Raw genomic sequence first — 14,810 nt, 5'->3', positions numbered from 1 at the left:
TAAAGTAAAAAAACGATTTAAAAACATGGTTCGTTTGCGCCTATTTGGGATTTTATTATTGCTGAGCAATGGCATTGCTCTTGCCCAAGATCAACCTTCTTTTAAGCCTTTGCGCTATAATGAAGATTATAGTTACTTGGCAAAAGACAGTTCAAGAACATTTTATGAGGGGTTGAAATATATCCCATTTTCAAAGCAGAAAAGCGATAGTTATTTAAGTGTAGGAGGGGAGGCCAGAGGCCAATATTTCTATATTCAGAATGAAGATTGGGGCGACAGTGAAAATGACGGAGACGGTTATTTGTTGTCGAGGTTCCTGCTCCATACAGATTGGCGTTTTTCTAAAAATGTGAGGGCCTTTGTTCAAGTTCAAAGCAGTCTTGCGAGCAGTAGACCGATAACCACCCCGGTGGAGGAAAATCCGTTAGATCTGCACCAAGCATTTGTAGACGTATCAGCATTCGACACAGACCATTCTTCCATGACTTTTAGGGTCGGTAGACAGGAATTATCTTATGGTTCACAGCGGTTGATATCCGTCAGGGAAAATCCAAATAATCGGCAAGCATTTGATGCTGCAAAAATCATGTATAAGACAAAAGATGTAAATCTAGATTTGTTTTATTCCCATTACGTTCTTGCAAAAAAAGGTGTTTTCGATGATGGTTTTAATAAAGACACTCGTCTATGGGGTGCATATTCAACTTTCAAATCCGTCCCGGGTTTAGGTGGTATCGATGCTTATTATCTTGGATTCTATAAGAAATCGGCATTATTTGCTGATGTCAAAGGAAGAGAATTGCGTCATTCTGTTGGATCTCGAGTTTTTGGAGGATTAGATTCTTGGAATTATGATATTGAAGGGCTTGTGCAATTTGGAAAACTGGGCAGTTCGAAAATCCTGGCTTGGACAGCTTCCATCAATACTACATATTCATTTGATGATGTTTTTCTTAAGCCTGAAATTGGTTTGAAAGCAGAGCTTATCAGTGGTGATCAAGGTGAAAAGGACCGTGTTGGGTCTTTCAATGCGTTGTATCCCAAGGGCGCATATTTTGGATTGGCAGCATTGATTGGTCCATCAAACTTAGCTGAATTTCATCCTTCCATCAACTTCCAGCTCGCAAAGGATTTAGAATTCTCTGTAGATTATGACTTTTTCTGGAGATACAGTAAAGCAGATGGGATTTATGGTGTGAATATGGTTCAGATTTATGATGATGGTGGAAGCCAGAACAGACATATAGGAAATCAATTAATAGGCGCTCTTTTATATAGTCCTAATCGTTTTTTAACTTTTCGTGGTGAATTTACATGGTTCCAAGCTGGCGACTATATAAAAGATGTTAGTGCAGGCAAGGATATTTACATCAGTGGACTTACAGCACAAGTTAAATTTTAAGGATTTTTGTAAGTCTTGATTTTGGTATCCAAGACAATAATTATAACTTCCATTTCTAATCAAAAATTAATGGATTTTTAAATATGAGAAGTTATATTCTACTGTTTACATGCCTTATCTTAGGTTTTTCCGTGCAAGGGCAGCGTATTCCTTTTGCGGATAGCACAATTGTTACAAAGCACAATATAACAGCGAACGGCCAAAAGTTTGGCTATACAGCTGCTGCCGGTACACAACCCATTTGGGATGATAATGGTAAGGTCCTGGCGACAGTTCATTTTACTTATTATACCCGTGATGGGATTAGCAATCGGGAGAAGCGCCCTTTGGTTATCTCTTTCAATGGCGGTCCAGGTTCCGGCTCCGTGTGGATGCATTTGGCCTATACAGGTCCTAGATTGTTGAACATTGACGACGAAGGATATCCTTTGCAACCTTACGGTGTAAAAGAAAATCCATACACGATTTTGGATGTTGCCGACATCGTTTATATCGATCCGGTAAATACAGGGTATTCACGTATTCTAGATGAGAAGGCTGACCGGAAATTATTTTTCGGAACCAATGCCGATATCAAATATCTAGCAGAATGGTTGAACACTTTTGTAACTAGAAATAATCGTTGGACATCACCTAAATACCTAATCGGAGAGAGTTATGGTACAACACGCGTTTCAGGTTTAGCATTAGAACTTCAAAATGCTCAGTGGATGTATTTAAATGGTGTTATTTTGGTTTCACCGACTGAGTTGGGGATTAAACGTGATGGCGCTGTTGCCAAGGCAAATATTTGGCCTTATTATGCAGCAACAGCTTGGTACCACAAGAGATTAACACCTGAATTACAGAATAGAGACTTAAATGACCTATTGCCTGAAGTTGAACAATTTACTCTCAATGAACTCCTACCGGCGATAGCAAAAGGTTCGAGTATTTCTGAGGATGAAAAAGCTGCAGTAATTAAAAAGATGGCCAAGTATTCAGGCTTGTCTGAAACTGTTATTGCTCAAAATAATTTAGATATTCCGACTTCCCTATATTGGAAAGAACTAATGCGGGACAAGGGTCAAACTATTGGACGACTAGATTCAAGGTACATCGGCTTGGATTTCAGGGATGGTGGTGAGAGACCGGATTACAATGCTGAGTTGACCTCATGGATACATTCTTTCACACCGGCTATTAATTATTACTATGCCAACGAATTGAATTATAAATCGGATGTCAAATACAATATGTTTGGCAATGTTCATCCTTGGGACCGAAGCAATGATAATACAGGTCTTAGCTTAAGGCAAGCTATGGCAGCAAACCCTTATTTACATGTCATGGTCCAATCTGGGTATTATGATGGGGCATGTGATTATTTTAATGCAAAATATAATATGTGGCAGATGGATCCTTCAGGAAAACTTTCATCAAGGATGAGTTTTGAAGGGTATCGTAGTGGCCACATGATGTATCTACGAAAGGAAGATTTAATTAAGGCCAATGAAGATATTCGAGCCTTTATTAAAAAGTCAACGCCTGCGGCAGATCAAGCAGCAAAATATTAGAAAAATCATTTGAGCCAGTTCAATAGGACTGGCTTTTATATAATTCATGACATGCAAATAAAAAGTTTCATCCTATCTATAATCTTTTGTTTCGGAACTACCTACGCTCAAGATTTCATTAACGACACAGAAGCTGTACACAATTATTTAAAACAGGAAAAGAATAAAACGATTCAATCTTTAAAGACTGATACCAAATATCAGTATGAACTTCTGAATCATCTCTTAGATTTAGGGGAGTGGGATTTTGTTGCAAAAGCAATAAAAGATTCAAAAACCTTAAGCATTGTTGAAAGTGCTTTGCTGAAATTCAAAATATCTTGGTTAAACAATGATTTTCAAGCTGCAGAAAATATTTTGAACGGTCTTAAAGCTAAAGAAAGGGAAAATTTAAAAGTTCAGGCTTCATTTGCGCTGTTGGAAATTGAAGCTTGGGAATTGGACAAGGCAGAAAAACTGAGTCGGGAGTTATTAGCGAAAAATCCTAAGGACATTGACATAAGCTTGATACTAGGGCGTTCTCTAATGCTTCAGAAAAAGTATGCTGACGCGTTAGCTCTAGCGAATAATTTAATTCAAGAACATCCTAAGAATGCCTCGGGTTATTTTTTAAAAGCTGACGTGTTTTTTTGGGATCAAAAGCCAAAAGAGGCGGAAGAAGTTTTAAAGGAGGGTTTAAAGATAAATCCATTAAATGCTGATGCACGATTTTATTATGGTTACGCCATATGGCGAAGAATCGATGCTACCCAATTAAATGACATGGTTGCACAGTGGGACATCGCTTTGGCTCTAAACCCATTGCATTTTCAATCACATTGGCATTTGGGGAATGGCCATACGAATTTGACCTTTGCGGATTATGTAGATGAAAATGAAAAGCAAATTCGTCAAGAATTGGAAGCTGCAGATCAATTGTTTACAAGCAATCAAATTGATGCCGCATTAAGAAAAGTAGAAGAAATTGAAGCTTCCCATTCAAAATCTATATTACCTGCTATGCACAAAGCATCTTTGCTGTACAGTGATTTTGATGCTTCAGATAGATTAGCCAGGTTAACGAGATCTGAAAAGATATTCTTAGACATTTTAAACCGGAAAAAGCATTATGGCCCTGCTCACAATGGATTAGCTGCTGTTATCAAATCAAAACGAATTCCATATCTGAAGACATACGATAATATCATGTCATCTCTAAGAAATCCAAAGATCAACAATATGGATGATTTTTTGGAAATATTCCCAGATGTTGCCTACTATCCGGGGAATGTAGCTAAAGGCATGGCATGGAATCAATTGTATACATCGACTGTTTATTTTCCATTCTTAGTAAAGCAGCACCGATTATTTGTTATTCCGCCGCTGCATGTTGATTTGGCCTTAGCTATGAAAGCACCTTATTTTAGATTCAATTCTACCTTCGACAATAGACAATGGATGGATATTAGAGGTGTAGGTTCTGGTGCTGCAGCGATAGAATATGTGGAGCGCGGAGCATTTGAGGAACGAAATGTACTATTGCATGAATATGTTCATTTATTTCATGGACAGGTTTTGACAGATGGACAAAATCGTAAGATTCGGGAGCTGTATTACAATGCTATGGAAAAAGGCCTGACATTGGATTATTACTCACAGAACAATGAATCAGAATATTTTGCCCAAACTTATCCTGCTTATTTCGAAAAGGTGAAAGTTCATCCATTAGATTTTAAATCAATGAACACCTTGAATGATCTAAAAAGTAAGGATCCTGAAATGTATCGTTTTTTGGATGAACTGATTACGAATGAAAAGGCTTATTTGGCAGGGGATAATAGTGCTATGGCCTCCAATTGGTCCCAGGTTTATGTAAATCTAGCGACTAACGCTGCGAAGAATGATCTAAATGAAGCTTATAAATATTTAGATACGGCCTTACAATATGATAGCGATTATTTGCCAGCCCATATTGCGTATGTTGAAAATTTAGTGGAAGAGGGAAAATATGAGGATGCCGAGATACGTCTTGAGGCTGCAAAGAAAATAGATTCGGAATATGCACCTATTTACAGTACGGAAGCAGACTTAATCATAGCGAAGGATCCAGATAATTATCAAGCTCAAGCAGAATTGCTGAAAAAAGCCTATGATTATGAAAAGGATTATATGGAAAAGGCACAGAATTCATTTAAATATCGGAATTCTTACTTCAGAAGGGGTAAGCTTAAGGATGCCTTGGATGTGGCAGAGGAATATATGAAGAATGGTTCTGAGATTTCAACATATTTGAGGGATCGAAAAGATGAATCGAAGGCATTCAGCGCTTGGCAAAAAGCTTTATTGGGAAATAAAGATCAAGTGGCAGTTTTGAGTTATTTGGCCTCTCAAAAGCCACAAAACTATAGCATTCGTACGCAGCACATTGAAGCATTAATTGCAAATAATGAATATGAGGAAGCATTGAAGAATCTTCAACAGATTTATCGAACCTTACAAGCTTCCCAAGTCAACCGTCCTGAGTTTGAACTGTTGTTTGCTGAAGTTTATTCCAAATTAGGTATGACCAGTGATTTGGCTATCTATTTAGAGAAATTGATGGTTAGAGGCGGAGATCCAGCAAGATTGGATCCACTAAATAATCAGCGATTAATAAGGTTGTTGGTTGCAAATGATAGAATAGAGGAAGCTAAAACATTCCTTAAGAAGCTAAATCCTGAGAATTCAATATTTTATAAGTCTTCAGAATTGGTCAGTAAAGCTTTGATAAACATAAAAGCAGGAGAAAATTTGGAGGCTATCAAACTATTAGATAATGCCTTGAAAATTTACCCATATCAAATTGATGGCTTAATATTATTGAAGGATTTATCTAAGATCGATAAAACTGCAGATAAAATTTTAACCCAGCATTTAAAAGAGATGGAGATTTCTCCAATTTTATAGCATATTTGCATATTAAACTAAATACATGAATACATACGAATTAATCTCAATTGGTCTTTATATGTTGTTGATGGTGCTTATAGGATTTTATTCTTGGCGCAAATCGACGAGTAATTCGGAGGAATTTTTAATTGGAGGGCGCAAGATGGGTGCTGCAGTCACCGCTTTGTCGGCAGGCGCTGCTGACATGAGTGGGTGGTTGCTGATGGGATTGCCTGGTGCAATGTATGCAGCTGGATTATCTAGTTCATGGATTGCCATTGGATTGACGATAGGGGCCTTTTTGAATTACGTATTGGTAGCTCCACGCTTGAGGGTCTATACAGAGGTAGCCAAAAACTCCATTACTTTGCCAGTATTCTTTGAGAATAGATTTCATGACAAAACACAACTGTTGAAGATTGTGTCATCGATTTTTATTTTAGTGTTCTTCACTCTTTATACATCTGCAGGCATGGTCTCTGGAGGAAGATTATTTGAATCTGCCTTTAATATGGATTATTACACCGGACTTTATGTAACAACGTTTGTCGTAGTTCTATACACGTTTTTAGGTGGATTTCTAGCTGTTAGCTTGACGGATTTTGTTCAAGGAACCATTATGGTTACAGCCTTGGTGATTTTACCGATCGTTATGGTTTTTCAAATTGGAAGTTTAGGAGAAACTATGGAAATCATCGAAAATAAAAATCCAACATATCTTAACTTGTTTACAGGTACTACTACCATTTCCATCATATCTTTATTAGCTTGGGGCTTGGGATACTTTGGTCAGCCACATATTCTAGTTCGTTTTATGGCCATTGACAGCGTTAAAGATATTTCAAAGGCAAGGAATATTGGTATCAGCTGGATGATTTTTACTGTGGGTGGTGCTATGTTGGTTGGTCTATTTGGTATTGCATATCTTGCAAAATTTGATGCAGAGACAATGACAAAATTTGATGGTTCAAAAGCTTTAGCAGAGACGATTTTTATCTATGTTTCGAGAGTTTTGTTTCATCCATTAATTGGTGGATTTTTATTGTCAGCAATACTAGCCGCTGTTATGAGTACCATTTCATCTCAATTATTGGTTACATCAAGTTCTATGACTGAAGATATTTATCGTGCATTTTTTAATAGACAAGCTTCAGCAAAGACGATGTTAATGGTTAGCAGACTGTCCGTTCTTATCGTTGCTGTCATTGCTTTATTACTTTCCTTGACTCCAAAAGATAGCATCTTGAATTTAGTTGGAAATGCTTGGGCAGGATTTGGAGCAGCCTTTGGTCCATTGATCTTATTGTCATTACTTTGGAAGAGGACAACTGCGATGGGAGGATTATTGGGCATGATAGTAGGCGGTGCAACCGTGTTATTGTGGGTTTATCTTCCGCATGACCACAAAGATGTCTATGAGATGATTCCAGGTTTTATTCTGGGTTTCTTAACGATCGTGGTTGTTTCATTGCTTTCGAAACCGGTATCTAAGGAAGTACAAGATGAATTTGATGAAGTCACTAAAATTGTCAAGTCATAATAAAGAAATAGCCGCTAAATTTTAGCGGCTATTTCTTTATAATTTATTTTAATTATATCACAGGAGTTACGGTATAACCTTTATCTTTCAATAATTGTATAACTCCATTTTTACCCAATAAGTGAGCAGCACCTACCGCAAAGAATACGGAGTTATTATTCATCATTTCAGGCATTTTATTCAACCATTCTTTGTTTCTCTTAGTCAGCATCAATTCTTCTTTTTCCGGACTCATGGTTGAAGTTTTAGCCATTAAGTCTTCTAACTCTTTAGGTTGGTTATTGAAGTAAGCAGCGACTAATTTTTTAGTTTCCGCTTTCATGATATCCATATCTCTCAAGTAAGTATATAAATCTTCAGCTTTAAAGAATTCGTTCATTAAGTTAATTTGGAATTCCGCTGTTTCCAGTTCATCTACAGGTTTACCTTCAGCACCCTCTAATTTTAATAATTCCAATTCCATAGATTTCATAGCTGCTGGATCCTGGCATTCGAAAGCCTGCATAGATAGCAACGAAACTAGTACAGCAGGGCCGACTTGATCTAACATAGCTGGGTTTAAGTTTTTAGCTGTCAAAACGCTATCAATCAATTTCTTTTTTTCTGGTGCTAGATTATCAAAAAAACCAGGGACAGGACCAATGTTAGCCTGAAGAGCCTTCACAGTTTCAGGATTATTGGCGTTTAATTCCAAGGCAATCCTATCAGTCCCTTTGATAGCTTCCTTTATTTTATCATCAATTCTAAAATCAGGACCACATGCCATATGTAATGTTCCCAAAACATAAGAATCTTTCTTTAAGCCATTTCCTGAAACTTTCCATAAAAAAGTATTGGTGTCTTGTGCGAATACTGCAATAGCCATCAAAATAGCAAATACAGATAGAATGTATTTTTTCATATTAATAGTTTTTAATCACATAGTAAGTATATGCTCGATTGAAATCGTTACAAAAAATATGCAATTATTTTAATTTACCTTTTGTTGATGACAATTTCAGGGACCGTTACTTTTATCTTACTTGGATGGTTTTTGTCAAAATACAATCTGTGGGTATTCTTAATAAAGTCTTCTTTTTTAGCTTGATAGATGTCCATAAACTGATTAGGATTTCTATCAGCTAGAGGGAACCAAGTATGTTGTATTTGAACCATAAATTTGTGACCTTTTTTAAAAACATGGGCGACATCCGGTAGGGTAATTTTAACTGGAGTGATTTCATTTGGTTTAAAGGGTTCTGGATTACTAAAGCTATTTCTGAATTTGCCACGTAGAATTTCTCCTCTGACCAACATTTGATAATTGGCCATTACAATCTTTTCATCAATTGGGGAGGTGGCAGCGGACGTATCCGGATATACATCAATTATTTTTACAATAAAATCTGCATCAGTTCCAGTCATAGAAACATTTAATTCTGCAGTGATTGGTCCTGATAATATGAGGTCATCTTCTAGAGGTTCTGTTTCAAACACCAATACATCAGGTCTGTTTGCGACAAATCGCTGGTCAGCAACCATGTATTCTCTAGTTCTGTTTTCGATTATCCCTTCTTGAAAAGGTACGGGTTTATTGGGATCACTAATATATTCTGTGAAAGATTCAGAATCTGATAATGGGGACTTGGAAATTTGCCCATTTCCATTTAAAAATAAATCAACCTCTTCCGCATTTTTGGGCGGCCATTGATCAAACGAAATCCACTCATTGGAACCTGAGAAGAAAACATTTGCTTCAGCAGGATTAAAAGAACCTTCCCCCTTTAGATAATAATCAAAGAAAGGTTCTTCAAATTTCTTTTGGTAATCCAAGCTTGTTTTCTGTCCGAATCTGATGTCACCAAAGGAATCTCCTTCCGAGCGAACCCAACCACCATGGAACCAAGGGCCCATAACAAGGATTGAATTGTTCTTTTTATTCCTTTTTTCAATCTGTTTGTAGGTTTCAAATGCACCATAGGTATCTTCGGCATCAAATAATCCTCCGACAACCATTACAGCTGGTTTGACATCATTCAAATGATTGGTAATCGTTCTTGCTGTCCAAAAGGTATCCAATGTACTGTGTTTTGCTAAGTTGTCCCAAAACTTGACGGTATGGTTCAGGTATTTATCTTTTAACCCAGAAAGGGTAGGGTTGTCCATAAAAAATTTTGCATAATTTTTGGAAGGAAGGTCAAAACCTTTGGGTCCTTTCTCATTGGTTATAGGATTTGGTCTTGGCGCATCAAATGTATACATGAAACGGAACGCATCCATCAAGAAAAGTGCACCTCCATGGTGAAAATCATCTCCGATAAACCAATCAGTTACTGGCGCTTGTGGGGAAACAGCTTTAAGTGCAGGGTGACTTCCTATCAAACCTGCAGTTGAATAAAAACCCGGATAGGAGATACCATACATCCCAACCTTACCATTATTACCTTTCAAGTTTTTGACCAGCCAATCAATGGTGTCATACGTATCGGTACTTTCATCGATTGATTGTTTGTTCTCTTTAGTTTTAGTAGGTCTGATATCCTCAAATGTTCCTTCGCTCATCCATTTGCCACGGACATCCTGATAAACAAAAATGTAGCCTTTTTTCATCATTTCAGGGAAGTTGCCCAAACTTGCTTTGAATTTGTCTTGACCATAAGGAGCTACGGTATAAGGTGTGCGGTTTAACAAGATGGGATATTTTTTGGATTTATCTTTAGGGGTGTAAATTGAGGTGAACAAGCGAGTGCCATCGCGCATGGTTATGTATTGTTCTACTTTGTCATAGTTTTGCTTTACATAATCAGCATTAGCATCTTGACCATTACTATGTGCTGCAAAAAAAATGAATAGGATACAAAGTATGAATAGTCTTTTCATTTGGATATGGTTTTTATTTTAGATTAATCATGATAAAGTTATGCTTTTTTTGATAACTTCGATTAACAAAAAACATGAATGATATGAGCATTAAAGAAGGGTTTTTAGTTGAATTAGAGCGTGAAACTAATAATACAAGAAGAATATTGGATCGTTTGAAGGATGAGGATTTGTCCTTCAGGCCGCATGAGAAATCTATGTCCTTGGGAAGTTTGGCGGGTCACATTGTGGATTTGCACAATTGGATTTCGGACGCATTGACAAAAAATGATTTCAATCTTGCCACAGATTTTAAACCACTTAAACCTACCCAAGTTTCTGAACTTAAAGCAGCATTGGATGAAGGATACAAAAGAAACGAAAAGACGATAGACACTTTTCCTGAAGAAGAATGGTTTACAAATTGGACAATGCGAGTAGATAATTATGTAGTAGCAGAAATGCCGAAATTAGCTGCTTTGCGTTTCGTTATTAATAACCATTTGATCCATCACCGCGGTCAATTGTCAGTGTATTTACGTTTGTTGGATATCCCGGTACCAGGCATGTACGGTCCATCAGCTGATGAGAAGAAATAAATAGAAATTCTATTAATTATATAGCCAGGTTTTTAAAATCTGGCTATTTTTATTTGTTGATTTTTAGGTATTTACGAATTATTTCATTTTTTTTTTAAATTTCTATGTAATAGATTGGCAGTGCAATCTGTCTTGTTATTAAATAAGCGATTATATGATGAACCAAGAGACCTTTAAAAATACGGTATTTATCCTTAAGGATAAGCTTTACCGATTTGCAAATAGGTTTTTGGAGCATCAGGAAGACGCTTACGATCTGGTACAAGAAGTTATGTTGAAACTGTGGGAGCAGCGAGGTCAATTGGAACAGTTGAAGAACATAGAAGCTTTTTCCATGCAAATGGTTAGGAACATGGCGTACAATAGGATTGATAAAATGGGCAGGCAAGCGAAGTACATTCAGCAATTGCCTCCCGATATTCAAGCTGAAAAGTACCCTTCCTTGACTAAAGAGTTAATCTTGAAGATGATCGATGAACTTCCAGAAAAGCAGAGATTGGTGATGTATTTACGGGATGTCGAAGAGTACGAGATTGGAGACATTGCTGAGATGGCAGGACTGGAGGAAAATGCAGTTCGGGTTAATTTATCAAGGGCCAGAACGACAGTTAGAGTAAACTTAACAAAGGTTTTTGACTATGAAAAGAGAAGAATTGGATAAGCTGAGGATGAAGTACCTAGAAGGTCAAACTTCAATTGAGGAGGAACGCCGGTTGAAGTCACTAGAAGAAGATGAATTCTTCAGTGCATTGAATGAACCGGAGGAGAAGATGGACTGGAGTTTTGAATCCTTTTTGGAACAAGTCGAAGAAGAATCTCCTAAAAAGAAGATTGTTCCGATTTCTCGAAGGATTATTATGATTACCAGTATTGCTGCAGCAGTATTAATGGGATTCTTTGTGATTCGTCAAATGGTTGAGAACAGAGTTTCGAATTCAGATTTATTGAGCAAAGAAGTAGGGCATGATGTTGCGCCTGTGATTGCACACCAAGAAGTTGGTGCGCAGGCGTTAGATGTTGAAAGACCAAAAGAGGAGCCACAAGCGGTTGTTGTAGAGAAAGAGGTGTCTAAATACGTTCCGAAAAAAGATGCTCGGAAAACGGTTCAAATGGCTTCTATGAGTGGTCGTACAGTCAACAAGGAGGAGCCTGTTAAAGTTTCCCATGCCTTGGAAGATGAATTGTATGTTGAGATCAATGGAGTCAGAATCTATGATGAAGAGAAAGCATTAGAAGTTACTGAAACAGCATTGCATCTGGCGACATCAAATCTGAAAAAAGGAATGGAAGGAGTTGAAAACATTAAGTACCTAAAAATTGAAATTTAAACAAATGAAAGCTATGAAAACGTTCATGTTAATAATCAGCCTGTTTGTGGCGAGCATGGCACAAGCGCAAATTTCCAAATTGGACCAAATATTTGAACAATATAAAGAACAGAAAGGTGTCACCTCTATTAAGATCGGTAAGCCCATGTTCAAAATGTTGAACAAAATGAAAATCAACGATGCTGATGTGGAGACCATCAAGCCTCTTTTGAGCAAGATCAATTCTATCAAGATGCTAGTTTTTGAAGATGCAGGGTCAGATATTCAGAATCAAGTAAGTTTCGCTATTGGGAATTTGAATTATGAGGAGCTGTTGGTTGTAAATTCTGATGGAAACAAAATCAGGTTCTTGGCGGAAAATACTGACGGTGACTTTTTAAGCAACTTGTTGTTGAGTATAAACTCAGAAGAAGAGACTGTTTTTATGATCTTGGATGGAGCATTGAAATATGATGACATCAACACTTTAGTAAATAATAACTAAGTATTCAAAGAATTAAACCTATAAAATTATGAAACGTATAATCGGAATTATTTGTGCAGCAATATTATTGATAAACATGCAAAGTTGCATGGTGAAAAGAGGGGCGAACATGGACTTTGCGAAAGGAGCTGATCTTCCTAAGGATGCTGAGATCGTATCCATCAGAGTTCCTGGTATACTCATGAAAGCTTTCCTGCGCGGAGAGATCAAAGAATTGAAGGAGGATGATCCAGTATTGGCAATGGCATTGAAAAAGATCAAAAAAATTAAATTGATGGCAGTGTCGGGAAATGGACAGACTCAATTATATGATAAGTTCAGCAATTACTTGGCAAAGAACGATTTTGAAGAATTGATGAGTATCTACAGTGACGGTTCAAAGATTTCGATCAATACAAGGACCAAAGGAGATAGGATAAAAAATGTAATGTTAGGAATTACAGATGAGGATGATCATGTATTTGTGGACTTGAAATCAGATTTAAATCTGAATGAGTTAAATGAATTGATTGAGCATTATGAGCAAACCCAGTCCGAAAAAGACAAGAAGACTGAGGTTGTAGAAAAATCGTAAACGTTTGTTGTTTAGTTAATATAGAAAAAGCCTGACTCATTTTGAGTCAGGCTTTCTTTATATAATAATGTTGAAAGAATTATTTAGCTAATTCTTCAGCGATTGCTTTTCCGATTTCAGCAGGAGATTCTACTACGCGGATACCACATTCTTCCATGATTTTCATTTTAGCGGCAGCAGTATCGTCAGCACCACCTACGATAGCACCAGCGTGTCCCATACGGCGTCCTGGAGGCGCTGTTTGGCCAGCGATGAATCCTACTACAGGTTTAGTTCCGTTTTCTTTGATCCAACGAGCAGCTTCAGCTTCCATTCCACCACCGATTTCACCGATCATGATGATACCTTTAGTTTCTGGGTCGTTCATCAACAATTCCACAGCTTCTTTAGTTGTAGTTCCGATGATCGGGTCACCACCAATACCGATAGCTGTTGTAATACCTAATCCAGCTTTTACAGTTTGGTCAACTGCTTCATAAGTCAGGGTGCCTGATTTAGAAACTACACCCACAGATCCTTTTTTGAAGATGAAACCTGGCATAATACCGATTTTAGCTTCTTCTGCTGTGATGATACCAGGACAGTTAGGTCCGATTAAGCGTGAATTTTTGTCGCTCAAGTAAGATTTTACTTGAATCATATCTTTAGTAGGTATACCTTCAGTAATACAAACAATCAAAGCGATACCAGCGGCAGCAGCTTCCATGATTGCGTCAGCAGCGAATGCAGGTGGAACAAAAATAATAGAAACATTTGCGCCTGTAGCATCTACAGCATCTTGAACTGTATTGAATACTGGGCGGTCTAAGTGTGTTTGACCACCTTTACCTGGAGTAACACCACCTACTACGTTTGTACCGTACTCAATCATCTGAGACGCATGATAAGTACCTTCGTTTCCGGTAAAACCTTGAACGATTACTTTGGAATCTTTATTAACTAATACACTCATTTTGTCTTATTTTTTGCAACGCAAATCTACTATTTTGAACTGACTTCTAAAAATCAGAGTGGTAGGTATTTTGTTATTTTTTAATAAACTTAGTTTTATTAATTAAATCCCACAGGACGATACCTATAGTAACAGAAACATTGAACGAATGTTTTGTTCCAAATTGAGGTATTTCCAAGGTGCCATCTGCTAATGCAATAATCTCCTCATCTACGCCATGGACTTCATTTCCAAAGACAACTGCATACTTTTTGTTGGTCAATGGTTGAAATTTTTCCAGGGAAATGCTGTTGTTGGTTTGTTCGATGGCATAAACTTCATAACCTTGTTCTTTCAATTGTTTTACAGCCTCAACACTTTCTTTGACATATTCCCAAGTAACAGATTGTGTAGCCCCTAGTGCTGTTTTTTCTATTTCTCGGTGCGGTGGAGTTGCTGTAATTCCACAAAGGACAATTTTGTCTATAGCAAAGGCATCTGCAGTTCGAAATGCCGAACCCACATTGTGCATACTTCTAACATTGTCAAGAACAATGACAAGGGGTGTTTTTTCCTGTGATTTGAATGTGTCTACATCAACTCGATTGAGCTGATCCATGGATAATTTCTGCATCTTGCAAAGATAAGGAA

At 37.3% G+C, this 14,810-nt stretch carries 13 protein-coding genes; 9 read left to right on the top strand and 4 right to left on the bottom strand.

The genetic code is table 11. The features are described from left to right. The first annotated feature begins 25 nt into the window (after positions 1-25). From FGL31_RS17965 to putP, 4 genes are all read left to right on the top strand, one after another. Positions 26-1,402 (top strand): alginate export family protein, encoded by a 1,377-nt coding sequence (locus FGL31_RS17965; RefSeq protein WP_197734307.1) that lies wholly within the window; start codon positions 26-28, stop codon positions 1,400-1,402. An 83-nt stretch (positions 1,403-1,485) separates the two neighbouring features. Next, entirely contained in the window at positions 1,486-2,958 is a 1,473-nt protein-coding gene (locus tag FGL31_RS17960) for a S10 family peptidase (protein ID WP_138093521.1), read from the top strand. A 51-nt stretch (positions 2,959-3,009) separates the two neighbouring features. Further along, the gene (locus tag FGL31_RS17955) at positions 3,010-5,883 is read left to right on the top strand and encodes a tetratricopeptide repeat protein (RefSeq protein ID WP_138093518.1); all 2,874 of its coding nucleotides are present in this window, start codon (positions 3,010-3,012) and stop codon (positions 5,881-5,883) included. Between the two features lie 25 nt (positions 5,884-5,908). After that, positions 5,909-7,405: a sodium/proline symporter PutP gene (gene putP / locus FGL31_RS17950; RefSeq protein WP_138093515.1), complete on the top strand. Its 1,497-nt coding sequence runs from the start codon at positions 5,909-5,911 to the stop codon at positions 7,403-7,405. 52 nt (positions 7,406-7,457) lie between these two features. Here putP and FGL31_RS17945 read toward each other — a convergent pair whose 3' ends face one another. Together FGL31_RS17945 and FGL31_RS17940 are read right to left on the bottom strand one after the other, a co-directional pair. Next, positions 7,458-8,306, bottom strand: a complete 849-nt coding sequence (locus FGL31_RS17945) for a TraB/GumN family protein (protein WP_138093511.1) — start codon at positions 8,304-8,306, stop codon at positions 7,458-7,460. Between the two features lie 74 nt (positions 8,307-8,380). Then, positions 8,381-10,264 (bottom strand): CocE/NonD family hydrolase, encoded by a 1,884-nt coding sequence (locus tag FGL31_RS17940; RefSeq protein ID WP_138093508.1) that lies wholly within the window; start codon positions 10,262-10,264, stop codon positions 8,381-8,383. 83 nt (positions 10,265-10,347) lie between these two features. Here FGL31_RS17940 and FGL31_RS17935 point away from each other — a divergent pair, with 83 nt between their 5' ends. The 5 genes from FGL31_RS17935 (at position 10,348) to FGL31_RS17915 (ending at position 13,228) form a co-directional block, all read left to right on the top strand. Further along, positions 10,348-10,842 carry a DinB family protein gene (locus tag FGL31_RS17935; protein ID WP_138093505.1) on the top strand — a complete coding sequence of 165 codons (495 nt, stop codon included), beginning with the start codon at positions 10,348-10,350 and terminating at the stop codon, positions 10,840-10,842. A 154-nt stretch (positions 10,843-10,996) separates the two neighbouring features. Further along, positions 10,997-11,503 carry a GFO_1088 family ECF-type sigma factor gene (locus FGL31_RS17930; protein WP_099371841.1) on the top strand — a complete coding sequence of 169 codons (507 nt, stop codon included), beginning with the start codon at positions 10,997-10,999 and terminating at the stop codon, positions 11,501-11,503. Continuing rightward, positions 11,481-12,170 (top strand): hypothetical protein, encoded by a 690-nt coding sequence (locus tag FGL31_RS17925; RefSeq protein WP_138093502.1) that lies wholly within the window; start codon positions 11,481-11,483, stop codon positions 12,168-12,170. The genes FGL31_RS17930 and FGL31_RS17925 overlap by 23 nt, the downstream gene beginning before the upstream one ends. 13 nt (positions 12,171-12,183) lie before the next feature. Next, positions 12,184-12,654 (top strand): DUF4252 domain-containing protein, encoded by a 471-nt coding sequence (locus FGL31_RS17920; RefSeq protein ID WP_138093499.1) that lies wholly within the window; start codon positions 12,184-12,186, stop codon positions 12,652-12,654. Between the two features lie 28 nt (positions 12,655-12,682). After that, entirely contained in the window at positions 12,683-13,228 is a 546-nt protein-coding gene (locus tag FGL31_RS17915; protein WP_099371839.1) for a DUF4252 domain-containing protein, read from the top strand. Positions 13,229-13,307: 79 nt separating this feature from the next. Here the strand turns inward: FGL31_RS17915 and sucD are convergent, their stop codons facing one another. Together sucD and FGL31_RS17905 are read right to left on the bottom strand one after the other, a co-directional pair. After that, a complete protein-coding gene (gene sucD, locus FGL31_RS17910; RefSeq protein WP_093098465.1) occupies positions 13,308-14,180 on the bottom strand; it encodes a succinate--CoA ligase subunit alpha in 873 nt (290 codons plus the stop codon). 73 nt (positions 14,181-14,253) lie between these two features. After that, the gene (locus FGL31_RS17905) at positions 14,254-14,793 is read right to left on the bottom strand and encodes an RNA methyltransferase (RefSeq protein WP_138093496.1); all 540 of its coding nucleotides are present in this window, start codon (positions 14,791-14,793) and stop codon (positions 14,254-14,256) included. Positions 14,794-14,810: the final 17 nt, after the last annotated feature.

This window comes from Sphingobacterium daejeonense (assembly GCF_901472535.1).
GTDB classification, from domain to species: Bacteria; Bacteroidota; Bacteroidia; order Sphingobacteriales; family Sphingobacteriaceae; genus Sphingobacterium; species Sphingobacterium daejeonense.
The sequence above is the reverse complement of the archived record's forward strand: the minus strand, read 5'-3'. Positions and strand labels throughout refer to the sequence as shown.

What these genes read in the sequence shown, in the direction of transcription:
- FGL31_RS17940 (WP_138093508.1), bottom strand. Translation starts at nt 10,264, where the DNA reads ATGAAAAGACTATTCATACTTTGTATCCTATTCATTTTTTTTGCAGCA.
- FGL31_RS17935 (WP_138093505.1), top strand. Translation starts at nt 10,348, where the DNA reads ATGAGCATTAAAGAAGGGTTTTTAGTTGAATTAGAGCGTGAAACTAAT.
- FGL31_RS17945 (WP_138093511.1), bottom strand. Translation starts at nt 8,306, where the DNA reads ATGAAAAAATACATTCTATCTGTATTTGCTATTTTGATGGCTATTGCA.
- FGL31_RS17955 (WP_138093518.1), top strand. Translation starts at nt 3,010, where the DNA reads ATGCAAATAAAAAGTTTCATCCTATCTATAATCTTTTGTTTCGGAACT.
- putP (WP_138093515.1), top strand. Translation starts at nt 5,909, where the DNA reads ATGAATACATACGAATTAATCTCAATTGGTCTTTATATGTTGTTGATG.
- FGL31_RS17905 (WP_138093496.1), bottom strand. Translation starts at nt 14,793, where the DNA reads ATGCAGAAATTATCCATGGATCAGCTCAATCGAGTTGATGTAGACACA.
- sucD (WP_093098465.1), bottom strand. Translation starts at nt 14,180, where the DNA reads ATGAGTGTATTAGTTAATAAAGATTCCAAAGTAATCGTTCAAGGTTTT.
- FGL31_RS17925 (WP_138093502.1), top strand. Translation starts at nt 11,481, where the DNA reads ATGAAAAGAGAAGAATTGGATAAGCTGAGGATGAAGTACCTAGAAGGT.
- FGL31_RS17960 (WP_138093521.1), top strand. Translation starts at nt 1,486, where the DNA reads ATGAGAAGTTATATTCTACTGTTTACATGCCTTATCTTAGGTTTTTCC.
- FGL31_RS17915 (WP_099371839.1), top strand. Translation starts at nt 12,683, where the DNA reads ATGAAACGTATAATCGGAATTATTTGTGCAGCAATATTATTGATAAAC.
- FGL31_RS17920 (WP_138093499.1), top strand. Translation starts at nt 12,184, where the DNA reads ATGAAAACGTTCATGTTAATAATCAGCCTGTTTGTGGCGAGCATGGCA.
- FGL31_RS17965 (WP_197734307.1), top strand. Translation starts at nt 26, where the DNA reads ATGGTTCGTTTGCGCCTATTTGGGATTTTATTATTGCTGAGCAATGGC.
- FGL31_RS17930 (WP_099371841.1), top strand. Translation starts at nt 10,997, where the DNA reads ATGATGAACCAAGAGACCTTTAAAAATACGGTATTTATCCTTAAGGAT.